General features: G+C 73.1%; 22 protein-coding genes and 2 pseudogenes. 12 read left to right on the forward strand and 12 right to left on the reverse strand.

All coding sequences use genetic code 11. The features are described from left to right. Positions 1-30: 30 nt before the first annotated feature. Genes KIS93_RS61465 through KIS93_RS61495 form a run of 7 tightly spaced genes read left to right on the forward strand, consistent with a single transcriptional unit; the run spans position 31 to position 8513 of the window. Entirely contained in the window at positions 31-492 is a 462-nt protein-coding gene (locus KIS93_RS61465; protein ID WP_080038136.1) for a DMT family transporter, read from the forward strand. Continuing rightward, positions 471-1637, forward strand: coding sequence for a questin oxidase family protein (locus KIS93_RS61470; protein ID WP_080038135.1), 1167 nt, complete (start codon positions 471-473; stop codon positions 1635-1637). The genes KIS93_RS61465 and KIS93_RS61470 overlap by 22 nt, the downstream gene beginning before the upstream one ends. Before the next feature lie 10 nt (positions 1638-1647). Continuing rightward, on the forward strand, positions 1648-2373 hold the full coding sequence (gene upp, locus KIS93_RS61475; protein WP_080038134.1) for a uracil phosphoribosyltransferase: 726 nt from the start codon (positions 1648-1650) through the stop codon (positions 2371-2373). Continuing rightward, positions 2370-6212 (forward strand): amino acid adenylation domain-containing protein, encoded by a 3843-nt coding sequence (locus KIS93_RS61480; RefSeq protein ID WP_222108182.1) that lies wholly within the window; start codon positions 2370-2372, stop codon positions 6210-6212. Before upp ends, KIS93_RS61480 begins: the two co-directional genes overlap by 4 nt. Then, positions 6212-6442 carry a tautomerase family protein gene (locus KIS93_RS61485; protein WP_080038132.1) on the forward strand — a complete coding sequence of 77 codons (231 nt, stop codon included), beginning with the start codon at positions 6212-6214 and terminating at the stop codon, positions 6440-6442. Before KIS93_RS61480 ends, KIS93_RS61485 begins: the two co-directional genes overlap by 1 nt. Next, positions 6439-7365, forward strand: coding sequence for a pseudouridine-5'-phosphate glycosidase (locus KIS93_RS61490; RefSeq protein WP_080038131.1), 927 nt, complete (start codon positions 6439-6441; stop codon positions 7363-7365). Before KIS93_RS61485 ends, KIS93_RS61490 begins: the two co-directional genes overlap by 4 nt. 11 nt (positions 7366-7376) lie before the next feature. Beyond that, positions 7377-8513: an LLM class flavin-dependent oxidoreductase gene (locus KIS93_RS61495; RefSeq protein ID WP_080038130.1), complete on the forward strand. Its 1137-nt coding sequence runs from the start codon at positions 7377-7379 to the stop codon at positions 8511-8513. A gap of 126 nt (positions 8514-8639) precedes the next feature. Here the strand turns inward: KIS93_RS61495 and KIS93_RS61500 are convergent, their stop codons facing one another. The 5 genes from KIS93_RS61500 to KIS93_RS61520 all read right to left on the reverse strand — a co-directional run bounded on the left by KIS93_RS61500 (position 8640) and on the right by KIS93_RS61520 (position 12701). Further along, the gene (locus KIS93_RS61500) at positions 8640-9425 is read right to left on the reverse strand and encodes an ABC transporter ATP-binding protein (protein WP_080038129.1); all 786 of its coding nucleotides are present in this window, start codon (positions 9423-9425) and stop codon (positions 8640-8642) included. Beyond that, positions 9398-10231 carry an ABC transporter permease gene (locus KIS93_RS61505; protein ID WP_080038128.1) on the reverse strand — a complete coding sequence of 278 codons (834 nt, stop codon included), beginning with the start codon at positions 10229-10231 and terminating at the stop codon, positions 9398-9400. Before KIS93_RS61505 ends, KIS93_RS61500 begins: the two co-directional genes overlap by 28 nt. A gap of 69 nt (positions 10232-10300) precedes the next feature. After that, on the reverse strand, positions 10301-11248 hold the full coding sequence (locus KIS93_RS61510; RefSeq protein ID WP_080038127.1) for an aliphatic sulfonate ABC transporter substrate-binding protein: 948 nt from the start codon (positions 11246-11248) through the stop codon (positions 10301-10303). Beyond that, the gene (locus tag KIS93_RS61515) at positions 11245-12156 is read right to left on the reverse strand and encodes a glutathione S-transferase C-terminal domain-containing protein (RefSeq protein ID WP_080038126.1); all 912 of its coding nucleotides are present in this window, start codon (positions 12154-12156) and stop codon (positions 11245-11247) included. The genes KIS93_RS61510 and KIS93_RS61515 overlap by 4 nt, the downstream gene beginning before the upstream one ends. 17 nt (positions 12157-12173) lie before the next feature. Then, on the reverse strand, positions 12174-12701 hold the full coding sequence (locus tag KIS93_RS61520) for a flavin reductase family protein (RefSeq protein WP_080046652.1): 528 nt from the start codon (positions 12699-12701) through the stop codon (positions 12174-12176). A gap of 472 nt (positions 12702-13173) precedes the next feature. Between KIS93_RS61520 and KIS93_RS61525 the strand changes: the two genes are divergently transcribed. The 4 genes and pseudogenes from KIS93_RS61525 to KIS93_RS61540 all read left to right on the forward strand — a co-directional run bounded on the left by KIS93_RS61525 (position 13174) and on the right by KIS93_RS61540 (position 16172). Next, positions 13174-13536: a hypothetical protein gene (locus KIS93_RS61525; protein WP_222108183.1), complete on the forward strand. Its 363-nt coding sequence runs from the start codon at positions 13174-13176 to the stop codon at positions 13534-13536. A gap of 9 nt (positions 13537-13545) precedes the next feature. Beyond that, positions 13546-14700 (forward strand): annotated as a pseudogene (locus KIS93_RS61530) (LLM class flavin-dependent oxidoreductase). 139 nt (positions 14701-14839) lie between these two features. Then, a pseudogene (locus KIS93_RS68680) lies at positions 14840-14998 on the forward strand (NAD(P)H-dependent oxidoreductase); the annotation flags it as partial. 277 nt (positions 14999-15275) lie between these two features. Continuing rightward, positions 15276-16172 carry a transposase gene (locus KIS93_RS61540; RefSeq protein ID WP_080038125.1) on the forward strand — a complete coding sequence of 299 codons (897 nt, stop codon included), beginning with the start codon at positions 15276-15278 and terminating at the stop codon, positions 16170-16172. Positions 16173-16206: 34 nt separating this feature from the next. On the opposite strand, the gene KIS93_RS61545 is transcribed toward KIS93_RS61540, so the two are convergent. The 4 genes from KIS93_RS61545 to KIS93_RS61560 form a co-directional block, all read right to left on the reverse strand. Next, positions 16207-17535: a lanthionine synthetase LanC family protein gene (locus KIS93_RS61545; protein WP_080046650.1), complete on the reverse strand. Its 1329-nt coding sequence runs from the start codon at positions 17533-17535 to the stop codon at positions 16207-16209. Positions 17536-17580: 45 nt separating this feature from the next. Next, the gene (locus KIS93_RS61550; protein ID WP_080038124.1) at positions 17581-17919 is read right to left on the reverse strand and encodes a DUF4387 domain-containing protein; all 339 of its coding nucleotides are present in this window, start codon (positions 17917-17919) and stop codon (positions 17581-17583) included. After that, on the reverse strand, positions 17912-19294 hold the full coding sequence (locus KIS93_RS61555) for an acyclic terpene utilization AtuA family protein (protein ID WP_186405168.1): 1383 nt from the start codon (positions 19292-19294) through the stop codon (positions 17912-17914). The genes KIS93_RS61550 and KIS93_RS61555 overlap by 8 nt, the downstream gene beginning before the upstream one ends. A gap of 61 nt (positions 19295-19355) precedes the next feature. Then, on the reverse strand, positions 19356-20630 hold the full coding sequence (locus KIS93_RS61560) for an MFS transporter (RefSeq protein ID WP_080038123.1): 1275 nt from the start codon (positions 20628-20630) through the stop codon (positions 19356-19358). Between the two features lie 106 nt (positions 20631-20736). Here KIS93_RS61560 and KIS93_RS61565 point away from each other — a divergent pair, with 106 nt between their 5' ends. Continuing rightward, the gene (locus KIS93_RS61565; RefSeq protein WP_080038122.1) at positions 20737-21474 is read left to right on the forward strand and encodes a GntR family transcriptional regulator; all 738 of its coding nucleotides are present in this window, start codon (positions 20737-20739) and stop codon (positions 21472-21474) included. Between the two features lie 237 nt (positions 21475-21711). Here KIS93_RS61565 and KIS93_RS61570 read toward each other — a convergent pair whose 3' ends face one another. Genes KIS93_RS61570 through KIS93_RS61580 form a run of 3 tightly spaced genes read right to left on the reverse strand, consistent with a single transcriptional unit; the run spans position 21712 to position 24118 of the window. After that, positions 21712-22866, reverse strand: coding sequence for a sensor histidine kinase (locus tag KIS93_RS61570; protein ID WP_080038121.1), 1155 nt, complete (start codon positions 22864-22866; stop codon positions 21712-21714). Further along, a complete protein-coding gene (locus tag KIS93_RS61575) occupies positions 22863-23117 on the reverse strand; it encodes a hypothetical protein (RefSeq protein WP_155126885.1) in 255 nt (84 codons plus the stop codon). Before KIS93_RS61575 ends, KIS93_RS61570 begins: the two co-directional genes overlap by 4 nt. Then, complete coding sequence (locus tag KIS93_RS61580; protein WP_080038120.1) at positions 23114-24118, reverse strand: sensor histidine kinase; 1005 nt, start codon at positions 24116-24118, stop codon at positions 23114-23116. The genes KIS93_RS61575 and KIS93_RS61580 overlap by 4 nt, the downstream gene beginning before the upstream one ends. Between the last annotated feature and the right edge of the window lie 15 nt (positions 24119-24133).

Below are 24133 nucleotides of genomic sequence, written 5' to 3' on the forward strand. Positions count from 1 at the left end.
TTCCTCATCGTCCTCGGCGGAGCGTGAGCCGTGCTCTTCTTCGTCGTCCTGGCGCTGCTCAACGGCGTCCTCATCGGCACCAGCCGCACGGTCAACGGCCGGCTCAGCACCAGGAAGGGCGCGTTCCGCGCGTCGGTGTGGAACCACGTGGTGGGTTTCGTCTTCCTGAGCGTGGTGCTGCTCGTCCTGCGCGCCTGGCCGGACGTCACGGACGCGCCCGTCGCAGCCTACGCGGGCGGGGTGTTCGGCGCCCTGTTCGTCGCGGTCAACAGCTACGTCTTCCCGAGGCTCGGGGCGATGAGCGCCTCCGTGCTGGTGATCAGCGGGCAGGTGCTGTCGGCCGTGATCATCGACTGTGTCCAGCACCGCGCGTTGCCGGCGCCGATCCGGCTGGCCGGCGTGGTGCTCGTGCTCCTGGGGCTCGGCCTGCCCCGCCTGTCCGCCCGTCTCCGGCAAAGGGAGATCCACCCGTGCCCGACCGAGAAGAAGTGATCGACGCCCTCCTCGACGACCGTACCTACCACATCGAGTTCAACGGCCACCTCACCAACCACGCCAAGCACGCCGTGGTGGCCCTGGCCGGGCTGGGCGTGCCGGCCGCCGACATCAAGGCGTACTACGACGCGTACGCGAAGCTGACCTCGTACGGCTTCGGCCTGGAAGCGCCCAAGCCGGACCGGCACCTCATCACCGAGCGGAACTGGCGCGAGCACCTGGGGCAGCGCACCAGCTTCTGGTCCTACTGCGACTTCTTCGACCGGCGCGAGCGGGAGCTCGGCCTGGCGGAGGTCCTGCGCCGGTACGTGCCCGAGCTGCTGCCCGGCTGGACCGGCTCGTTCACGCACGCCACCATCCACCTCGGCTGGGCGCTCGACGCCGGCCACCGGTGGATGGCCATCGAGGGGCTGGCCTACCTGGCCTTCTCGTACTCGACCTGCCATCCGGAGCGGGCCCGGCCGCCGCGCGAGGACGGCGCGCCCGTCGACTCGCTGCTGCGCCTGGCCGGCGTGTGGGACGAGCACCGCGACGAGCTCACCCACTGGGTGGCCGGCCTGCTCGCCGACACCTCCCCCGTCGAGGACGGCCGCATCCACCCGGAGCTGCTCCGCTCCGGCCTGCAGTTCCGCATCGCCCGCACGCTCAGCGAGGGCCACCCCCTCTTCTACGACACGCCCGCCTGGACGCGGGACGACCACTGGGAGCCGCTGTACTACGCCGTCACCCTGCTCTACCTGGCGCGTCCCGGCGACTTCGTGCTCCTGCACCTGATCACCTCGCTGTACGCGGTGGAGCGGATCGCCGAGCACCTGCCGGCCGAGCAGTGGCGGCAGGCCGCCGTCTGCTTCTGGATCGGGCTGCTCGGCACCGTCTTCTCCGGCGCCGACTTCCCCCACCGCGCCAAGCTCGCCGCCCTGCACCGCCTCTTCTCCGAAGCCGTGGACGAGGACGCCCGCGACTGGGACACGATCGTCGGCCGGGCCGTCCTGGAGGAAGAGGAGCACAACCCCAAGCTCGTGTACGTGCTGCGCCGCGTGTGGGAGCGCGCCGGCCGTCGCTCCATCTATCGGGTCGCCGCCGGCCAGTTCACCGCCACGCCCGAGCTGCCGCCCTCGTTCGACGAGCCGCCCACCGCCTGACGGGACCACCATGCCTGCCCAGCACAACCTCCACCTGCTCCCCCAGACCCGCCAGCTCCGCGCCCTGCACACGGTCGTCCGCGACCGGCACGCCGCGCTCGACACGTTCGTCCTGCACTCGCGCCGCATCATCCGCCTCCTGCTGGAGGCCGGGCTCGACCAGCTCCCCTTCACCGAGCACCACGTGACCACGCCGGTGGGCGCCACCTACCGGGGGCTGCGGCACGCCGCCGACATCTGCGCCGTGGCCGTGGTCAGGGCCGGGGAGAGCATGGAGGCCGAGTTACGCGACCTCCATCCCGGCATCCGCATCGGCAAGATCCTCATCCAGCGGGACAAGCAGACCAAGCTGCCGCACCTGTACTACTCGCACCTGCCGCCCGGCATCGCCGACAGTCATGTCCTCCTCCTGGAGCCGATGCTGGCCACCGGCGGCTCCGCCAACGCGGCCATCGACGTGCTGATCAAGGCCGGTGTGCGGGAGGAGCACATCGTCCTGATCGACTTCATCGCCGCGCCCGAGGGCATCCGCGCCGTCACCGAGGCGCACCCGCACGTCAAGATCGTCGTCTCCTCGATCGAGGAGCGGCTGAACGACGACGCCTTCATGATCCCGGGCATCGGGGACTTCGGCGACCGCTACTTCGGCACCACTCACCCTTCCGGCACCTCCGCTTCTCGCGACACCACTGATCACACCCGCACCACCTTCGGCACCACCGATCCAGGAGCATGATGATCACCGTTCCTTCCGCCCGGCCGGCCGCTACCCGCACACGCGTCGGCGTCGGAGCCTGCCTGCCCGACCTCCTGCTCCAGCAGGCCGAGAACCGGCCTGACGCGGTGGCGGTCACCGGAGCCGGCGGCAGCCTCACCTTCCGCGAGCTCCTCCACGACGCCGGCCGGCTGGCGGCCCGCCTCCAGCGGCTGTCCGCCGGCCCGGACGACTGCGTCGGCCTGTACGCCGACCCCTCGGCCGACCTGATCACCGGCGTCTGGGGGATCCTCATGGCGGGGGCCGCGTACCTGCCGCTGTCCCCCGACTACCCGCCCGACCGGATCCGCTTCATGATCGAGGACAGCCGGGCCACCGTCGTCGTCACCCAGCCCCATCTCGTACGTGAGGTGTCGGAGCTGGCGCCACCGGGCACGCGGATCGTCACCCTGGCCGAGGAGCCGCGCCTCGAAGCGGACGGAGAGCGGCGCCCCGGCGAGGCGGCCTGGGGGCCGGGCTCGCTCGCCTACGTCATCTACACCTCCGGCAGCACAGGACGTCCCAAGGGGGTGCTGATCGAGCACCACAGCATCGCCTCCCAGCTGCGCTGGATGCACACCTGCGGCCACATCGGCCCGCACACCACGGTGCTGCAGAAGACGCCCGCCAGCTTCGACGCCGCCCAATGGGAGATCCTGGCGCCCGCGTTCGGCAGCCGGGTCGTCACGGCGCCGGCGGGCGGCCATCGCGACCCGGACGCCCTCATCGACGCCATGGCCGCCCACGACGTCACCACCCTGCAGTGCGTGCCCACGCTCCTCGAAGCGCTCGTGGACACGGGCCGGCTGGCCCGCTGCACCGCGCTGACCCGCGTCTTCTCGGGCGGCGAGGCCCTGACCAAGCGGCTGGCCAGGGCCGTGTTCGCGGCGCTGCCGGGCGCGTCGCTGATCAACCTGTACGGGCCCACCGAGTGCACGATCAACGCCACCGCGCACGTCGTCGACCCCTGTCAGGCCGCCGACGGGGACGGGACGCTCCCGATCGGCGTGCCGGTGGACAACACCCACTGCTTCGTCCTGGACGCGAACCTGGCCCCCGTGGACATCGGCGAGACCGGCGAGCTGTACATCGGCGGCGCCCAGCTCGCCCGGGGTTATCTGAACCGGCCCGAGCAGACCCGCGAGCGGTTCGTCCCCTCGCCGTTCGTCCCGACGCAGCGGCTCTACCGCACCGGCGACCTGGCGTACTGGAACCCCGACGGCACCCTCCAGTTCGCCGGCCGCGCCGACGACCAGGTCAAGTTACGCGGCCACCGGATCGAGCCGGGCGAGGTGGCGCTGGCCGCCGAACGGCACGCCTGGGTGCGGCGGGCCGCGGCGGTCGTCGTCACCGACGAGCGGACCCGCACCCCGCAGCTCGTCGTGTGCGCGGAGCTGGACCCCCGCGAGGCCGCCCTCATGGACCAGAGCCACCACGCGGCCCATCACCGCTCCAAGGCCGACCGCCTACAGGTGCGCGCCCAGCTCGCCGGCGCGGGCCTCAGACCGGACCTGTCCGGCCGCCCGGCGGTGCCGCTGCCGCACCGCGACGAGCCCGCCGAGCTGCGGCGCGCGGTCTTCGCCCGCAAGACCTACCGGTTCTACGAGGGCGGACCGGTCACCCGCGCGGACCTCCTGGCCCTGCTCGGCCCCACGCCCGGCGGAACGGACGTCCGCCGCTCCGGCCCTCTCGGGCTCGACGAGCTCGGGCGGATCCTGCGCTGGTTCGGCCAGTTCCGCAGCGAGCAGCGGCTGCTGCCCAAGTACGCCTACGCCTCGCCCGGCGCCCTGTACGCGACCCAGCTCTACGTGGAGGCCGCCGGCGTGACCGGCCTGGCGCCGGGCCTGTACTACTACCACCCCGCGGACCACGCCCTGGTCCACATCGGCGCGGCCCGGCTGCCCAAGGACGGCGGCCTGCGGGTGCACCTGTCCGGCAGGCGGGCGGCGATCGAGCCGGTCTACCGGGAGAACCTGCACGAGGTCCTGGAGTTCGAGGCCGGTCACATGGTGGGCGTCTTCGAGGACGTGCTGCCCGCGTACGGGCTGGACATCCGCCCGCTGGACCGGATCGCCTCGGTACGGGAACGGCTCGGCGTCGAGCCGCACGACCACTACGTCGGCACGTTCGAGATCGGCCCCCACGACGGCTCGCCGCGCGCCGGCGACGTCGAGGTCTTCGTCCAGGCGCATGCCGGCCGCGTGCCGGGCCTGCCGGCGGGCTTTTACCGGCACCGCGACGGCACGCTGGAGCGCGTCTCCGACGAGGTCGTGCAGCGCCGGCACGTGGTGGCGATCAACCAGCAGGTGTACGACCGCGCCGCCTTCGGCCTCGCCCTGCTGGCCAGGGACGGCCGGCCGTGGCTGGCGTACGTGGTGCTCGGCGCCCGCCTGCACCACCTGCAGCGCAACGCCCTGGGCCTCGGCCTGATGTCGTCGGGCTACAGCTCGAAGAGCGGCCACCCCATGCCCGCGGCCCGCCGCGTGGCGGAGATCCTCGCGGGCACGGGCGCGGGGACGCAGGCGATGTACTTCGTGCTCGGCGGGCGGGTCAGCGCCGAGCAGATCGCCGGCGAGGACATGCGTGAGGACGCCGTCCACATGAAGGGCCCGGCCGAGCTGATCAAGGACGGGCTGGCCCGCCTGCTGCCGGACTACATGCTGCCCAACCGGGTCCTGATCGTGGACGCGCTGCCGCTGACGGCGAACGGCAAGGTGGACGCCGCCGCCCTGCGGGCCCTGGCCGCGCCGCGACCGGCCGCCCCGCACGTGCCGCCCGCGACCGCGACCGAGCGGTGGCTGGCCGCGGAGTGGGGCCGGGTGCTGAAGTACGAGGACGTCTCGGCGACGGACGACTTCTTCGCCTGCGGCGGCAACTCGCTGACCGCGGTGGCGCTGATCAACCGGATCAACCGCGAGTTCGGCACGCGGCTGCCCTTCCAGGCGCTGTTCGAGTCGCCCAGGCTGACGGAGCTGGCGGCCCGCGTGGACGCCGGGCAGGCGGCGCCGTCCTCCCGGCTGGTGCCCCTCGGTCACGCCACGGACGGCTCGCCGGTGTCCCACGGGCGGGCGGCGCAGGGGCCGCCGGTCTTCTGCTGGCCCGGGCTCGGTGGTTATCCGATGAACCTGCGCGCGCTGGCCCGCCACGCCGCCCCCGGCCGCCCGTTCCACGGCGTCCAGGCGTACGGGCTGAACCCCGGCGAGGAGCCGTACCCGTCGATCCAGGAGATGGCCGCGGCGGACGTGGCCGAGATCAGGCGCGTGCGGCCTCGGGGGCCGTACACGCTGTGGGGGTACTCGTTCGGCGCGCGCGTCGCCTTCGAGGCGGCCAAGCAGCTCGAACAGGCCGGCGAGCGCGTGGACGAGGTCGTGCTGATCTGCCCCGGCAACCCGCGCGTGGCGGCCGGGAGCCGGGAGCGGGCGGCGTCCTACACCGACCCGACGTATGTGACGATCCTCTACTCCGTCTTCACCGGCACGGTCGCGGGCCCCGGTCTGGAGCGCTGCCTGGAGCAGGCCAGGGACGAGGAGAGCTTCGTCGCGTTCGTGCACGGCCTGCTGCCTGAACTGGACCGGCCGCTGATCCGCCGGATCGCCCGGCTGGTGGCCAGAACCTACGCCTTCCCGTACCCGTTCGACGGGCTGGCCGCGCCCGTGACCGTCATCAGGGCCGCCGGCGACGAGCAGCCGCACATCGACGGGAAGGTGTTCGAGCTGGCCGCCGACCACTACGGCGCGCTCAGGGAGCCCGGCGTCGCGGAGCTCGCCCACACCATCCGCACGAGTACAAACGTCATTCGCACGAGCACCGAGGAGTCGTGATGCCGCACGTCACCATCCAGCACTTCCCCCTCGACCTGGCCCCGGAGCGGAGGCGGCGCCTGGCGGACGCGCTGACCGCGCTGGTCGTGGAGGAGTTCGGCACCTACGAGGGAGCCGTGTCCATCGCGCTCGAACCGGTGGACCCCGGCGACTGGGCCGCGGCGGTGTACGAGCCGCGCATCGCCGGCCGCCCCGAGCAGCTGATCAAGGCGCCGGAGTACCGCCGTTGAGCGGCATCCCGCTGGTGGTCGCGGAGGAGGTGGCGCAGGCGCTGGCCGAGGGCCGGGCGGTGGTCGCGCTGGAGTCGAACGTGATCACGCACGGCCTGCCGTACCCGGACAACGCCGCCACCGCCGTCGAGGTGGAGTCGGCGGTGCGGAAGGGCGGGGCGGTGCCGGCGACGATCGGGGTGGACGGCGGCCGGCTGCTGATCGGCATGGGCGAGGCGGACATCGAGCGGTTCGCCGCGACCCCCGGCATCCCGAAGGCCGGCAACCGGGACCTGCCGGTGGTGCTGGCCCGCGGCGGGCTCGGCGCCACCACCGTGGCCTCCTCGCTGGTGGCGGCCGAGCTGGCGGGCATCCCGTTCTTCGCCTCCGCGGGCATCGGCGGGGTGCACCGGGGCGCGCAGGCGACGATGGACGTCTCCGCCGACCTCATCCAGTTCACCCGCTCCAGGGTGGCGGTCGTCTGCGCCGGGGCGAAGAACATCCTCGATCTCGGGCTGACCCTGGAGTACCTGGAGACGCAGGGGGTGCCGCTGGTGTCGTACCGGTCGGACGACTTCCCCGCCTTCTACTGCGCCTCCAGCGGCCTGCGCAGCCCGCACCGGATCGACGATCCGGACGTCGTCGCCCGCGTCGTCGAGCACCACTGGGCGGCGGGCGGCCGCGGCGTCGTCGTCACCAGCCCGCCCCGCCCGGAGGACGCCGTGGACCCCGAGGTGGCCGAGAGCGCCGTGCGCGCGGCGCTGGCCGCCGCCGAGCGGGACGGCGTCACAGGCAACGCGATCACGAAGTACCTCATGCGGGCCGTGGACGAGGCCACCGGCGGGCGGACCTCGCGGGCCAACATGGCGGTTCTCGTCAGCACGGCAGAAACCGGCGGCGTGCTCGCCGCCGCGCACGCCCGCCACCGATCCGCTCTCCGATAAGGACGTCTGACATGCCCGTGGAGTTTCTCGGCATCGCCTACACCAACAACGCCTCGGAGACCACGGCCCGTTCCGGGCTCTCCTTCGACAAGGACTACACGCTCAGGCTCGCCCGCGCCCACGAGGACCACGGCTGGGACCGGGTCCTGTTCGCCTACGGCTCGGACACGCCGGTCCCGACGCCGGCGGCGGGCTGGCTGGCGGCGAAGGTGGAGCGGCTGCAGATCCTGCTCGCGCACCGGCCGAACGTGTCCTACCCGACGTACGCGGCCCGCTCGTTCGCGACGCTGGACCACATCAGCGACGGGCGGCTGACCATCCACTTCATCACCGGCGGCAACGACCACGAGCAGCGGCGCGAGGGCGACACGCTGACCAAGGACCAGCGTTACAGCCGCACCAGGGAGTACATCCAGATCGTCAAGAAGGTGTGGACGCGCAGGGAGCCGTTCGACCACGAGGGCGAGCACTACCGCTTCCACGACTACGTCAGCGACATCTTCCCCGTGCAGGACCCGCACCCGGGCGTCTCCTTCGGCGGCTCCTCGCCCGCCGCGTACGCCGCCGGCGGCGCGGAGGCGGACATCTACTGCCTGTGGGGCGAGCCGCTGGCCGACACCGCCCAGCAGATCGAGTCGGTGTGGGCGGCGGCACGCGCCGCCGGGCGCAGCGACCGGCCGCGCATCCAGGCGGCCTTCCGCCCGATCATCGCCCCGACGGAGGAGCTGGCCTGGGAGAAGGCGCACCGCACGGTCGAGGCCATCCGGGTGCGGCGGGCGGTCAGGCAGCCGCCGCGCGGCCACGCGCCGGACGGGCCGGAGAACACCGGCGCGCAGCGGCTGATCGCCATCGCCTCCAGGGGCGAGCGCTTCGACCGGGCCCTGTGGACGCCCACGTCGGCCGCCACGGGCGGCGAGGGCAACTCCAACGCCCTGGTCGGCACCCCGGAGACGGTGGCGAAGGCGCTGCTCGACTACTACGACCTGGGCGTGGACATCATCTCCGCCCGCGGCTACGACCTGCTCGGCGACGCCGTCGACTTCGGCCGGCACGTCATCCCGATCGTCCGGGAGGAGGTGGCCAGGCGCGACCGCGAGGGCGCCGAGCGCGGTCCGCACCTGCTGGAGAAGATCACCGCCGGGATCTGACGGTCCGGGCGCCCGCGCTCGGGGGCGTGGACGCCCGGCCCTTCAGGCGTCCACACTTCGGCTCGGCCGCGCCGGCGGAGGTGGTGCCGTCCCCGAGGACTCGGCGTCGCGGCGCGTGGCCCGCGTTCAGGACCGGTCGGGAACGAGGGGCACGCGCAGGCGGGTGAGCAGGTGGCGGCGCAGGGCGCCGAAGCCGGGGTCGTCCTGCGTGCGCGGGTGCGGGAGCGGGACGGGGGTGTCCTCGGCGATGCGGCCGTCCTCCAGCACGAGGAGGCGGTCGGCGAGCAGCAGCGCCTCGTTCACGTCGTGCGTGACCAGCAGGGCGGCGAAGTCGTGCTCGCCGCGCAGACGGAAGAACAGCGCCTGCATCCTGAGCCGGTTGAGCGCGTCGAGGGCGGCGAAGGGCTCGTCGAGCAGCAGGATGTCGGGCTCGCGGACGAGGGCGCGGGCCAGGGCGACCCGCTGCGCCTGGCCGCCGGACAGCTCCGCCGGCCAGGCCCGGCCCCGGTCGGCGAGGCCCACCCCGGCCAGCGCCGCGGACGTGCGGCGGGCCAGGTCAGGGCCGCGCAGGCCGAGCGCGATGTTGTCGGCGACGCGTTTCCACGGCAGCAGCCGGTGCTCCTGGAACACCACGGCGGTGCGGCCGCTGGTGCGCACCTCGCCGTCCGCGCCGGAGTCGAGACCGGCCAGGACGCGCAGCAGCGTGCTCTTGCCGGAGCCGCTGGCGCCGAGCAGCGCGACCACCTCGCCTCTGCGGATGCGCAGGTCCACGCCGTCGAGCACGGTGGTGTCGCCGAACGCGCGCGTGATCCCCCGCGCGGTGACCACCGCCAGGTCCGCCGCTGTCAGGTCCGGCGCCACGTCCGGCGCGGTCGTGGCGGGGTTCAGCTCGCTTCGAGGCCGCGCCGCCATGCCAGGGCCCTCCCTTCCGCCGTACGCAGGGCCAGGTCCGACAGCAGGCCGAGCAGCGCGTAGATGAGCAGCCCGAGCACCACCACGTCGGTCTGGGCGAACTCGCGGGCCTCCATCATCATGAAGCCGAGCCCGCTGTCGGCGTTGACCTGCTCGCCGACCACCAGGCTGAGCCAGCCCGCGCCGAACGCCAGGCGCAGGCCCAGGAACAGCGACGGCAGCGCTCCGGGCAGCACGACGTGCCGCAGCCGGGCCGCGGCCGACAGCCCGCACGTGCGGGCGGCCTCCACCAGCCGCTCGTCGATGCCGCGGATGCCGCCGTAGGTGTTGAGGTAGACCGGGAAGAACGCGCCCAGCGCGACCAGCGAGATCTTCAGCGGCTCGCCGATGCCGACCCAGATGAGCAGCAGCGGGACGAGGCCGAGGTGGGGCAGCATGCGGGCCATCTGGACCGGCGGGTCCACCAGGTCGTCGCCGAGCCGCAGCAGCCCGGCGACCGAGCCGAGCGCGAGCCCGAGCCCGCCGCCGATCGCCAGGCCGATGACGGCCCGGACGAGCGAGTCGAGCAGGTTGTGCCAGAGTGTCCCATCAGCGGCCAGCCGCCAGCCAGCGGCCAGCACGTCGCTGGGCGCCGACAGCTTGTCCGGCGGCAGGATCCCGGCCCGCGAGGCCCCTTCCCAGAGGACGACGACGAGCAGCGGGGTGATGATCCGCCGCCAGCGGGTGGCTCGGGCCGGCCGGGAGCGTTGCTGCGGGCGGGTGCGCTCGCGTCCGGTCCGCGGGGCCCGCACAGGTGTCGCCGTCATCGCAATACCTCGGGTGCTCGCACGGGCGCCGTCATCGCAGTACCTCGCGCGCTCGTGCGGGGGGCGCCGTCATCGCAGGACCTCGCTGAATCTCTCGTCCACCCGGCCCGCGATGTCCACCTTGCCGGGGATGAGCTTCAGCGCGGTGAAGCCGTCCGCGATGCGTTGCAGCTCGGCGCCGATCGCGGGGGTCACCGGCGCGACGGGCCTGGCGCTGCGGGCCAGGGCGCGCTTGGCGACGTCCTCGGGGATCTTCAGCTCGGGGGCGAGGAGCCGGGCCCGCTCCTCGGGGTGGGCGATGCCCCAGTCGGTGGCCTCGCGCAACCGCTGGAGGAGCTGCTTGATCTGCGGGGACTTCGTTTCCAGCGCCTCGGGTGAGGCGAGCAGGTACTCCCGGTTGCCCGCGAGCCCGGTCGCGTCGGCCAGCACCTTGACGCCGGGCCGCTCGGCGAGCGCGAAGTACGGGTCCCAGATGATCCACGCGTCAACCTGGCCGCTGTCGAACGCGGGCCGCCCCTCCGCCGGCTTGAGGTACTTGACGTGCACGTCGTCCATGGTCATGCCGTGCTTGTCGAGCAGCCGCACGAGCAGCCAGTTGACGTTGGAGCCCTTGTTGAGCGCGATCGAGCGGCCCTTCAGGTCCGCGAAGCTCGTGATCCCGCTGTCCTGCTTGACCAGGACGGCCTCGCCCTGCGGCACCTCGGCGGAGGTGCTGATGATCCTGAAGTCGGTCCTGCCCGCCGCGGCGAAGATCGGCGGCGCCTCACCGGTGTAGCCGACGTCGATGGACCCGGCCTTGAGCGCCTCGGTGACCGCCGGCCCGCTCTCGAACAGCGACCACGTCTCGCCGGGCGTCGCGCCCCGCGCCTTGACGAGCGTGAGCGCGCCGAACCGCTGGTAGCCCACCCGCAGCTCGTGGCCGCTCCCGGCGGCCTGCGACGTCCCGCCGCCGCAGGCGACGCCGCCGAGCAGGAGGGCGAGCACGCCCGCCACGCTCAGGAGCACCCGTGGGGTCATCGGTCACGCCCGTGCGGCAGGTCCCAGTCGGCGGGCAGGCCCTCGGTCGTCTCGCGGAAGGCGGGCAGCCGGTACAGGTCGCGGGCGTAGGGCCACAGGTGCTCGAAGTCGCGCAGCTCCCGCTCGCTGATCAGATGTCCGCGGTTGTACGTGGCGTCGAAGCGGGCCAGCGTCACCCACAGCCGCACGTCGGCCTCGGTGACCGTGTCGCCGGCGAGGTAACGCTGCTCGGCCAGGCGCTCGTCGAGCCGTTCGAGGGCGGCGACCACGCGGTGCCGCTCACGCTCGCGCTCGTCCTCGGTCGCGGCCCGGCCCACCCGGGTGACGCCGGTGTTGATGTCGTGGTAGATCCAGGCGTTCAGCTTGTTGATCTCGGGACGGAGCGCCTCCGGGTACAGGTCGAGGTCGCTGGTGGCCCACCGGCCGAACTGGGTGGCCAAATCGAGGGTGATGTCGGGGAAGTTGTTGCTGACGATCACCCCGGTCAGGCGGTCCCAGAGGACCGGGACGGAGATGTGCCCGCCGTACCCCTTCTCGGTCGCCTCGTACGCCTGCTCCAGCAGGGTGAAGCCGTTGACCGGGTCGTGGCCGCGGCGCTGCCGGAACGCCCAGCCGCGGCCGTCGCGCTCGTCGTCCACGTACGACAGCGACACCACCTCCTCCAGGCCGGCGAGCTTGCGGACGATCGCGGCGCGGTGGGCGTACGGGCAGACCCAGGCGGCGTACAGGTGGTAGCGGTGCGGCTCGGCGCGAAAGCCGCTGGAGCCGTCGGCGGTGATCCGGCCGCGGAAGGGGTAGAGGGGGCGGTCCCAGCCGGGCGACAGGTGCAGGCGGCCGGGCCCGTAGTAGCCGTACCGGGTGTGGTCGGCGGGTGAGGCGTAGAGCGGGGTCCGCGTCGTGGTGGTCACGGGTGCTGCTCCGGGGTTCAGGAGGCGGGATGGGGCAGGAAGTGGCCGAAGCAGCCCTGGTGGTAGAGCAGGGGGCGGGCGGGGCGGTGCACGCCGGCCTCGGCGACGAGCCCGACGACGAGGATGTGGTCGCCGACCTCCGTGGTCTCGTACGGCAGGCAGATGAGGTGGGCGGAGACGTCCTGGAGCAGGGGGGCGCCGAGCGGCCCGGGCCGCCAGCGGGTGGGCTCGGCGAAGCGGTCGATGTTCTTGCGGGCGAAGCGGGCGGCCAGGTCGGCCTGGTCGCCGGCCAGCACGTTGACGGCGAAGTGGTCGGCGCCGCGCAGGGCGGGCCAGGTGGTGGAGGAGCGGTCGACGTAGAAGGAGACGAGCGGGGGTTCGAGACTGACGGAGGAGAAGGAGGTGGCGGTGAGCCCGACCGGGATGCCGGCGTTCTGGGCGGTGATGATGACGACGCCGCTGGCGTGCACGGCGAGGGCGCGCCGGAACAGGTCGCCGGTGACGGCGGGGCGGGTGTCGAGGTGCGGGGACGGGGCGGAAGGCATGATCACAAAGTCCTCACGGGAGTACGGCCCGAGGTCTCCAGGGCCGGGGATGGCCGGGGTTCGTGATCAGCGACACTGGGCGCTGGCGACGTGGCCGAAGTCCACGTGGGAGCGCCTGGTCAGGAGAAGATCCTGCCTCATGTTTCCGACTTTAAGCCGACAAATCCGTTAAGTCAATATTTCCTACTTGTATTGACGGAAATTTCGGCACGCTGCTCCGGGGTGGCTGTCCGGTAGCGGGTGGGCACCGGTCCCTAAACAGGTATTGCCTACCTGCATTGCAGGGATTACGGTGAACCACAACGTAACACGCAGAACGGACGAAACAACATGACCCACGTGATCGCCGAGGCGCTCGCGGCGGCGCGCGCGCTCGCCACCGGGTTCGCGGAGGGCCGCGGCGGCCCGCGCCGCCGGGCGCCGCCTGCCCGAGCCCGAGCTCGACCGGCTGTCCTCCGGCGGGCTGCTCGCCGTGACCGTGCCCCGCGCGTACGGCGGCGCCCACGTGAGCGCGCGCACTCTCGCCGAGGTGTTCCGGCCGCCGCCGACCCGAACCTCGCGCGGATCCCGCACAGCCACTTCGCCTACGTCAACGTCCTGCGGCAGCAGGGGTGCCGGCCCGGCACGAGGACGGCCGGCGACCCGCTCGTCGTCCCGGCGGGCCGGCGAGCCGGCCGTCAAGGTGCGGGCCGCCGGGGCGCTGCTCGACCGGGCCGCGCAGGCCGTGGACGCCGCCCGCGCCCACACCCTGCACGACCCGGCCCGCTGGAAGATCCAGCACATCGGCCGCTCCGTGCTCGACGGCAAGCTGCCGCCCCGGCACGGCCTGCTCTAGGAGAGAACGATGAGTTTGACGTTCCACTGGTTCCTGCCCACCTACGGCGACAGCCGCGACGTCGTGGGCGGCGGCCACGGGCTCCCGGCGGGCGCGGCGTCCGGCGCGCGCCCCGCGACGCTGCCCTACCTGCGCCAGATCGTGCACGCGGCCGAGTAGGTCGGCTTCGCCGGCGCGCTGACGCCCACCGGCGCCTGGTGCGAGGACGCCTGGCTGACCACCGCGATGCTGGCCGGCACCACCGAGCGGCTGAAGTTCCTGGTGGCCTTCCGTCCCGGGCTGGTCTCCCCCACGCTGGCCGCGCAGATGGCGGCCACCTTCCAGTGGCACTCGCGCGGGCGGCTGCTGCTCAACGTGGTGACCGGCGGCGAGGCCCACGAGCAGCGCGCCTACGGCGACTTCCTGGACAAGGACGCCCGCTACGCCCGTACCGGCGAGTTCCTGCACGTCGTGCGGTCGCTGTGGCAGGGGCAGAGCGTGAGCTTCACCGGCGAGCACGTGCGGGTGGAGGAGGCGCGGCTGGCCCGGCTGCCCGACCCGGTGCCCGAGGTGTACTTCGGCGGCTCCTCCCCCGCCGCGGGCCGGGTGGCGGCGCGGCACGTGGACGCGTACCTCACGTGGGGCGAGCCGCCGGACGCGGTGGCGGAGAAGATCGGCTGGATCGACGGGCTGGCCGCCGCCGAGGGCCGCACGCTGCGGCACGGCATCCGGCTGCACGTGATCACCCGCGACACCAGCGAGCAGGCGTGGGCGCAGGCGCGCCGGCTGCTCGACGGCATCGACCAGGCGACCGTGGAGAAGGTGCAGGCCGGCCTGCACCGCAGCGAGTCGGAGGGGCAGAAGCGCATGCTCGCCCTGCACGGCGGCCGGCGCGACGACCTGGAGATCTACCCGAACCTGTGGGCGGGCGTCGGGCTGGTGCGCGGCGGCGCGGGCACGGCGCTGGTCGGCAGCCACGCCGAGGTCGCCGACCGCATCGAGGAGTACCACCGGCTCGGGCTCAGCGAGTTCGTGCTGTCGGGATATCCGCACCTGGAGGAGGCGTACTGGTTCGGCGAGGGCGTGCTGCCCATCCTGCGCGAGCGCGGCCTGTGGCGGCACCCGGCCGAGCCGGCCGCCGCCGCGCCGGCCTCGATCCCGTTCGCCACGGCAGGAGCCCAGTGAGCACACCCTCGCAGAACACACCCACGCAGAGCACGCACTCGCAGAGCACACCGGCGCAGGGCGGCGCGCCGCGGGGCGCCGAGGCCGGGAGCAGGCTGGTGGAGCTGCGGGACGGTTCCTTGGCCACGTGGCCGAGCTCATGGACGGCGCGCTCACCGTGCTCCACCTGCGTGACCTGCCCGCCGAGCCGCTCCTGCCCGGCCGCGCCGACCATCCGGACCTGGTGGCCGCGCGGCGCTCGGTGGCCGACGCCGACGTGATCGTCCTGGCCACGCCCATCTACAAGGCCACCTACACCGGCCTGGTCAAGGCGTTCCTGGACGGGCTGCCGCAACAGGCGGCACGTGACGCGAGAGCTGTTCGTGCTGGACACGCAGATCACCCCGCTGGCGGAGGAGCTGCGGCCCCGGCTGCGGGCGCTGGCCGACGAGGTGAACGCGGTCCCGCTGTGCGCGGTCGCCTGACACCATCCGCACACCCGGCCCGGACGGCGGCCAGCCGGGCAGCGGCTAGATCGCTGATGTGAAAATTGGTGATCGGCTGCAGGCATGACGAAGGACGTCCATGGTCGGTGTGTGAAGACTGACTTGGACGCCCTTCTAACCGCACTCTACGTGCATCTGGACGATCACGTGATGCCTTCGCAGGGCCGGCCTCGCGGGCGGGGCCGGCCGCCGGTGCTGACCCCGGCCGAGGCGGTGGTCGTGGCAGTGGCGCAAGTGCTGCTGCGGTGTGACGACGAACGCCGCTGGATGCGGATGGCGGCCGGCCGGATCGGGCATCTGTTCCCCAGACTGCCGTCCCAGTCGCAGTACAACCGGCAACTGCGTGCGCTGGGGCCGGCCATGTCGGCGGCGGCGTTGTGGCTGGCACGCCAGGTCCCCACCTGGCACGAGCCTTTGCGACTGATGGACGGCACCCCGATCCGCTGCGGCGCCTCGCGGGTGACGGTCAACAGATCGCACCTGGGTGAGATCGCCGGATACGGCATGGACAAGTCCCACCACGCCTTCTACTGGGGTGCCAAGCTGATGCTGATCACTACCGCTGACGGCGCGGTGACCGGCTTCAGCCTGGCCCACCCCAAAGAGCTCGACGAACGCAAGCAGGCCCTGCACCTGCTGCACGTCCACCAGATAGCCGGCGGTCCATGCCCGATCGTGTGCGACAAGGGATTCGCCGGAGCCGGCATCGAGAAGGCCGCCGCCGATCTGGGCCACCTCCTGATCCGGCCGGCCCGCGAAGACGAGCCTGCACGCACCCTGCCGTTTCCCGGCTGGCTGCGCCAGCGCATCGAGGCGATCATCTGGACGCTGAAGAACCAGCTCGGCCTCGAACGTCACAACGCCCGCCATCCAGACGGCCTCTGGGCACGCATCAGCCAACGCGTCCTCGCCCTCAACGCCGCAATCTGGCACAACTGGAACACTGACGCACCGGTGAAACGGTCACTGACCGCCTATGACCACTAACCAAATTCACATCAGCGATCTAGCCGGGCAGCGGCTAGCCGCCGGAGACGCACGGGACCGGAAGGGCGGGGAACGGGTTGTCGGGCAGGAGCAGGACGCGGCGCGCCCGGTCGGGCTGGCCGGCAGCGTCCAGGTGGAGCAGGGCCGACCCGATGCCCGCCGCGCCGACCATGTAGCCGGTGTCCGCGCTCACCTCGCCGGGCCGCACCCGCCGATAGGCCTGATACCAGCGGTAGCCGCGCCCGTCGTGGTCGTCGGCCCTGGCCACCAGGTCGGCGGCGAGCGTGCGGGCGAACTCCAGGCAGGAGGCCCGCCCCGTGACCGCCCACAGCCCCACGAACAGCTCCACCAGGCCGGCCGTGCCGCAGCACTGGCAGGCCGAGTTCCAGTAACCGGGCGTGCGGCGGGGCGGGGCCGAGCTGTCGACCACGCCGTGCGCCAGCCGCTCCACCCAGTCCAGGTCCTCGAGGTCGCCGCTCACCCGGTGCAGCTCGTAGAACATCCTGGCCACCCCGGCCGCGCCCGAGCAGAACCCGGCGTAGTACAGCTCCCCGGAGCGCGGCACGTGGTGCGGGACCAGGGCGCGGCCGTCGCCCGTCACGCTCACCTCGCGGACGAAGGCGGCTCCGCTGCGGGCGGCGCGCAGGAAGCGCTCGTCGGCGGTCACCCCGTACAGGCGGGCCTGGAGGAAGGCGATGCCGGCCGAGCCGGTCAGGAAGCCGGGGGTGATCGCGTCGGAGGGCAGGCCGTCGAGGCCGCCGTGCCGGTGGCCGGGCACGGGCAGCCCGGCGATGCGCAGGCCGGCGCTGACGGCCGCCGCCTCGTACGCGGGCTCGCCGAAGCGGGCGGCGGCGCGCAGCAGGCCCAGCACGATGCCGCCGTCGCCGCGCTGGGCGGGGTCGAACGTCCAGCCGAAGCCGTCCACGCGGGTGTGCCCGCTCGCCACGATCAGGTCGGCGATCGCCGCCGCCTCCGCGTCGAGCCGGTCGTCGCCGAGCGCCCAGCCGGCCTCCATCAGCGCGATCATGGTGCCGGTCAGCCCGTGGTGCAGCGTCAGGTCGCTCTCCCGCCGCCAGGTGGCGGCCAGCCAGCGGGCGCCGCGCCGCGCGTCCTCCAGGTACGTCTCCTGCCCGGTGGCGGCGGCCAGCTCCAGGAAGAACAGCACGATCCCGGCCGCTCCCGAGTACAGGGACCGGGGCCGCGGCGGCAGCGCCGACCTGCCATGCCGGTCGGGATTGGCCCGCCAGTGCGTGCCGTGCTCGTCGTCCACGGCGGCGGATCTGATCCAGCGCGCGGTCGAGATGGCGGCCGTCATCGGAGAGTGGGCACGAGCGCTCATGGGGCGGATCTCGTCCAAGCTCATGACGAGACTCTGGCACATCCGCAGGGACATTGCAGGGTTTTCCGATTATTTCCATAGGTTTTGTTGGGAACCCTTGATCGGCAGGCCGGCGAGCGGGACGTGGTGCTGACCCGCGTGCATGTCACGGTCGCGCAGCGAGCCCTGGGCGAGGGGCCGCGGGAAGGAGATCTTCACGACGTTCAGCGACGGGATCCGGAAGATCTGGACCGTGCCCTCCTCGACCCGGTACAGCTCGGCGATCACCCGCTCGTTCAGGAACGACGCGTCCGCGGCGATCCGGTAGCCGGCGGCGTCGCGCATGAACAGCTCCATGGTGACCCAGAACGGGCCCGCGTTCTTGGAGCGCACCTCGTGCGCGAGGTCGGCCAGGGTGATCTCAGGCATCGGCCTTCTCCCCCATCTCGATGCGGAACAGGCTCGCCGGGTCGGCGCAGTCCACGACGTGGTTGAGCGCGAACTCGTACGCGGCGCCGCGCTCCACCTCGGCCGGCGAGAACGGGAACGCCAGGCTCGGCAGGTAACCCATCGCGGGGGTCGGCAGGTGCAGCATCAGCGGGTTGGCGACCTTGGCGATCGCGGTGGCCGTCGCCTGGTCGGGCGCGTTGACCAGCAGCATCACGCCCACCTCCCGGGGCGGCCCGGTCTCGGGCTCCAGGTCGCCCAGCACCGCGTTGTGGCCGTAGAGGCGCAGGTCGAAGGCGTACTCGTCGTCCGCCAGCCCCAGGGTCTGGTGCACGCGCCGCCGGATCATCGTGCGCATCAGGTCCGCCCAGGCGTCGATGTCGGCGAGGATGAGGGGGTCGCGGATCGCGGTGAACGACAGGGTCTCGTAGCCGGTGATCCGGGCGCCCTCCAGCTTGATCGTGTACTGGCCGGCGGGGTGGAAGCGCGACCCCTCGACGCGGACGATCCGGTCGTCGAGCGCGACGTAGCGCGCGTCCCGGACGTCGAGGGTGCCGGCGGGCTCGCGCATCTCGAACGGGTTCGCGCTCTCGTAGAGCATGTGGGCGGCCACCGTGATCGGCGTGCACGACACGGCCGGGTCGAGTGGCTCGATGGTGAAGCCGCCGGCGTCGATGGTGGCGAGCACGCCGCCCGCGCGCGGGTCCGTGGTGCACTGGCCGCCGCACTCGACGATCTTGGCGGCGTGCCACGCCGGCCCGGCGGGCATGCCCTTCATGAGCGGGTAGGCGGCGGCCACGGCCGTGTCGGTGGCCCGGCCGGCGAGCACGACCTGGGCGCCGGCGCGCAGTGCCGCGACGATCGGCTCGTGCCCCATCGCGCCGACGATGTGGGTGCAGCTCTCGAGGGTCTCGGCCCGCAGCGGCCCCATCGGGGGCAGCGGGTGGATCCGGCCCGCGTCCAGGTGCTCCTTCAGCTCCGCCGCGCTCTGCTCGCTGTAGACGCGCGCGACCTTCAGGCTCAGGCCCTCCCGCGCCATCACCTCGGCGGCGATCCCGGCGACCCAGTCGACGCCGCTGTCGGTGCCGCTCGTGCCGCAGGAGCCCACGATCACCGGTATGCCCGCGCCGGCGGCGGCCGTCAGCAGGCTGCGCAGGTCGCGGGCCACCGCCTCGGCCGTCGTCTTGGGGGTCGAGGAGCCGAGGTAGTAGGGGCCGGAGTCGGTGGACCCGGCGTCGATGCTGATGACGTCGGCGCCCAGCGCGATGCCGCGCTCGATCGTCGCGTGGTCCCAGCCGGCGCCGAGCATGCCGCTCGGCGCCAGGACCCGGACCTGCTTGACGGGTTCGCTGCCCATGTCCTTCTTTCTCTCTGTGTCATCGGTCTCTCTGTGTCATCGGTCTCTCTGTGTCATCGGTTCAGGGGGAGCCGTGCCCGGCTTCCGAGCGCCGCCGCAGGGCGCTGACGCGCGCGACCACCAGCACGGCGACGGCCGCGAGGATCGAGACGTGGATGAGCATCAGTGACCAGCTCGTCAGGTCGACCATGCCGCCGACCACGGCCGGGCCGAGGAAGCCGCCGCCGACCCAGCCGACGGTGTAGAGCCCGGTGTAGGTGCCGACGACCCCGCCGGACGGGGCGAGGTTCCACAGGACGACGACGGCGTTCACGAGGAACGCGGACGCGCCCGCCGCCGCGACGCACAGGCCGAGCATGACACCGGTGGGCGTGTGCACCACGGTGCCGAGCACCAGCCCGGCGGCGAACACCGTCATCCCGGCCATCATCACGCGCAGCCGGCCGAAGCGCTCGGCGAGCACCGCCACCGGGTAGGCGGCCACGATGAAGGCAACCCCGCTGGGCAGGGTCAGCCCGCCCGCGTCGCCGCGCGACAGGCCCAGCGCCTCCATGCCGTACGGGGTGATGAGCGCCCGGGAGGCGGCCCAGGCGCCGCCGAAGACGAGGATGGACACGATGAGCAACAGCCGGCTGCGGTCGGGGTCGCGCACGATGTCGAGCACGACGTCCCGCACCCGGGCCTGCCGGGAGGCGGCGCCCGGCCGCTCGCGGTCCTCCGCGAGCGCGGCCTGGTAGCCCGGCGAGCGGCTGTCGCGCAGCTTCAGGCCGAGCACGGCCGCGGAGGCCACCATCAGGGCCGCGGGGATCGCGAACGACGCCGCGGGGAAGTCGTCGATCAGGAAGATGCTGATGAGCGCCGCGACCATCACCGTGAGGCTCGACGCGATCTTGACCACCGCGTTGGCCCGGCTCCGGCGCTGCGGCGGGATGAAGTCAGGTAGCAGGGACTCGGCGATGGGCTTGAAGGAGTTCGCGGTCAGCGCGTAGGCGAACATCACCAGGATGAGCGGCGGCAGCGCGGCCGCGGCGTGCGGGATGGCGAGGAACAGCAGCGCCGCCAGCGGCATCCCGACGACGAGGTACGGGATGCGCCTGCCCCACGCGGTCCGGGTGTTGTCCGACCGGTTGCCCATCCACGGCTGGATGAAGATGCCGAGCAGGTTGTCCATCCCCATGAGCAGGCCGACGAGCGCGGCGCTGGTGATGTGCTCGCGCAGCAGGGGCGGCACCTGCGAGTCGTAGAGGTTCCACGTGGATTCCTGGGCGAAGACCGCCAGGGAGATGAAGAAAGTGATCCGCCCTGTTCGCGTGCGCGGGCCGCTCGTCGTCGCCATGGGACGCCCTTCCGACTGCCGGTGTGGCGCGCACCACACTAGTTTTGCTATAGCAAAACCGTCAAGCATTGCAATCTAGCTTTGCCATGGCAGATAGACTGCCGGTATGGCGGACACGACCTTGCAGGGCCTGACGACCAGCACACTCGCCGACCGCGCGTACCGCGCCATCCGTGACGCGATCACCACAGGAGAGCTGCGTCCCGGCCAGAAGGTCACCGAGCGGGGGCTCGCCGAGCGGCTGTCGGTCAGCCCGACGCCGGTGCGCGAGGCCATCCGGCGCCTGGAGCAGGACGGCCTGCTCGAACGCACGGGCCCGCGCACCGTGCAGGTGGCAACCTTCGGCGACGTCGCCGTCCAGGACCTCGCCGAGGTCGAGGTCGCCCTGCGCGGCATGGTGGCCCGCTTCGCCGCCCGGCGCGCGACCCCGGAGCAGCTCGACCGGCTCGACGCCATCCTCGACGAGGCCGACGACCTGCTGATCCTCATCAAGCAGCGCCACCAGGCCGGCCAGCAGCCGTCGCGGCACCTCGGCCGGCTGCTCGACGCCATGCAGCGCTTCAACGAGGTCGTCGAGTCCTGCGCCGGCAACCCCGTCCTCGTGCGGCTGCTCGACCAGACCCGCGTGTTCTCCTGGCCGGAGCGCCGGGCCCGGCTGCTCGAACGCATCAGCCACGACGCCGAGTTCGGCCTGCACCGCTACACCAGCCATCGTGCGCTGGTGCGGGCGTTGCGGGCGGGCGACTCGGCGGCGGCGGAGGCGCTCGTCATCGACGACGCCCGCGGCGGGCTCGGCGACCTCCTGGCCGCACCCGCGGCGAAGGCTTCCGTCGCCTCGCCCTGAAGACCTTCGACGCACCGCCAGGAAACCAGGCGCGGCAAGCTTTTCGCCGGCCACCGAGCCCCGCACCTCTCTGCCCGGCCTCCCCCACCTCGCCACCCGGTGGTCCTGCCGCTCGGCGTCCTGGCGGTCATGGCGACAGTGACGTGCGGCGAGCCGAGGTCACGCGGCGTACGCAGGTACGCGGATCACGCAGTGTACGCAGGTACGCGGTTCAGGCGGGGTACGCCGGTGCGCGCATCACCCGCCCTGGGCCGGCACCTCCACCGACAGCCGGAAGCGGCCGTCGCGGGCACCGGCCTGGAACGAGCCGGAGGCGGCCTCGGCCCGCTCGGCCACCCCGGCGAGCCCGGAACCCCGCTGCGAGCCGTGGCCGACCTCGCCGCGCACACCGTCGTTGACGATCTCCAGCCGCACTCTCCCGCCCTGCTGAGAGAGCGTGAGGGTGCACGAGCCGGCCTCGCTGTGGCGCAGCAGGTTCGTGGTGCCCTCGCGGACGGCCCAGGCCAGGGCGTTCTGGGCGGGCGCGGGCAGCGGCGGCAGGTCGGCCACGTCCAGTCGGGTGTCCACCCCCGCCGCGCCGAGCAGGGCCGCGGCCCCGTCGATCTCCGCGCGCAGCGACACGGTGTGCTCGTCGCGCGTGATCGCCCGTACGCCGTGCAGCGCGTCGCGGGCCACCCCCGTCAGGCTCTCGATCTCGGCGTGGGCGGCGGCGCTGTCCTTGGCGAGCAACCGCAGCGCCAGGTCGCCCTTGAGGGAGATCGCCGACAGGCTCTGGCCGAGCAGGTCGTGCAGGTCGCGCGAGACCCGGATCCGCTCCGCGCCGACCGCCGTCGCGGCCAGCTCCGTACGGGCCGCTTCCAGCTCGTCCACCAGCCGCACCAGCCGGGCCCCGCCTGCCAGAGCCGCGGCGAACAGGGTGGGGACGATCACGGCGTACAGCTCCAGGATGACGATCTGCCAGACGCTGAACCCCGGTGTCGGCAGCGTCGCGACGAGCTGGAGGGCCGCGAAGACCGACAGCTGGGCGGCGGCCGCCACCAGCCGCGGCAGGCCGCGCAGGAGCATCAGCGTCGAGGCCATGGTGAGGGTGCTGATGCTGACCCAGTTCAGGCCCAGCGCCCAGATCGGGGCATAGGTGAGCAGCAGCACCGCCGTGAGGCTCCAACGCCATCCCGCGGGCCGCTCGCCCCGGGCGTCGGCCAGGCTGTGCCGCAGTTGGAGCGCGAGGATCACGGCGGCGAGCAGGATCGCGGGCAGCGGGCCGGTGGGCGGCGAGCCGTCGGCGCCGAGGCTGGTGTAGACGGGCGCCTGGGCGGCCAGCGGCACGTGCAAGGCGATCAGGAGCCGGCGCGGATGCCGCAGCACCCATCGCGGCGGGATCGAGGCCGTCACGCCCGCCCCTCTCGCGACGTGATCGAGGCGATCACGCACCGCCCCTCTCCCGACGCGACCGAGGCGAGCACACCCCGCCCCTCACGCGACGCGACCGAGGCGAGCACACCCCGCCCCTCACGCGACGCGACCGAGGCGAGCACACCCCGCCCCTCACGCGACGCGACCGAGGCGAGCACACCCCGCCCCTCACGCGACGCGACCGAGGCGAGCACACCCCGCCCCTCACGCGACGCGATGGAGGCCGTCATGGCCGTACCTCGATCGTCTCGGTGGTGTCGCCGGCACGCACGACGAGTCGCACCCGGCCGTTCAGGGTGGTCGCCGTGATCGTGCAGGTGCCGGCGGGTGCGGCGCGCAGGAGGCGGGTGAGCGTCGCGCGCAGGGCACCTCGTGAGCTCGGGGCGATGGTGTCGGGGATGCCGCCGCGCGGCAGGTCCAGGCGGGTGACGATGCCGGCCGCGGTCAGCAGGCTGGCGGCGGTCTCCAGTTCGGCGCGCAGCGACGGCTGACGGTAGCCGCGTACCCGCCGCCTGGCCTCGGCCAGCGTGCGCCGGGACTCGTCGGCGAGCCCGGTCAGATCCTCCGCCGCGGCGGCCGGCTCACGCTCGGCGACCTTGCTCGCCGCCCGGTCGCCGCGCGCCGCGATCGACTCCAGCGCGCCGCCGAGACTGTGGCGCAGGTCGTCGTCGATCCTGCGCCGCTCCTGCATGACGGCCCGCTGGGCCAGCGCTTCCCTGGCCGCCTGCAACCGGGTCAGTGCGGCGGCCAGCCACGTGAGCAGCAGCAACGCCGCGCTGCCGCCCAGCACCGAGAACGTCAGCCACGGCGCGGCCGCCCACGACAGCCCGAGCGCGTGGGCCACCGGCGCCGTCGCGCCCACCACCGCCACGTATCCCAGGTACGACCATGGCGCGGGCAGGACCAGCAGGAACGACACCACCAGGGCCGTGTACGCCCGCGGCCACATGTTCCCGGCCAGCGGGGTGGCGCCAAGGATGACCACGGTCATCGCCGCCAGCGACCAGCCGCCGAGGGGTGGCCGGTGCGCCCGGGCGGCGTACCGGACGTGGCGCAGATGCAGCGGCAGGTAGGCCGCGGTCGCAGCCAGGCTCCACAAGCCGGTGCCGACGCCGTTGCCCACGTAGCTGAACGCCAGCCCGACCTGGACCAGCGGCAGCAGGGCGCTGCAGGCGACCGCGCCGGCCGGAGCCAGCCGGACGAGGCGCTCGGACCTCCACAGCTCCGCCACTCCCCCACCCGCCTG

The organism is [Actinomadura] parvosata subsp. kistnae (genome assembly GCF_900323885.1).
GTDB classification, from domain to species: Bacteria; Actinomycetota; Actinomycetes; order Streptosporangiales; family Streptosporangiaceae; genus Nonomuraea; species Nonomuraea composti.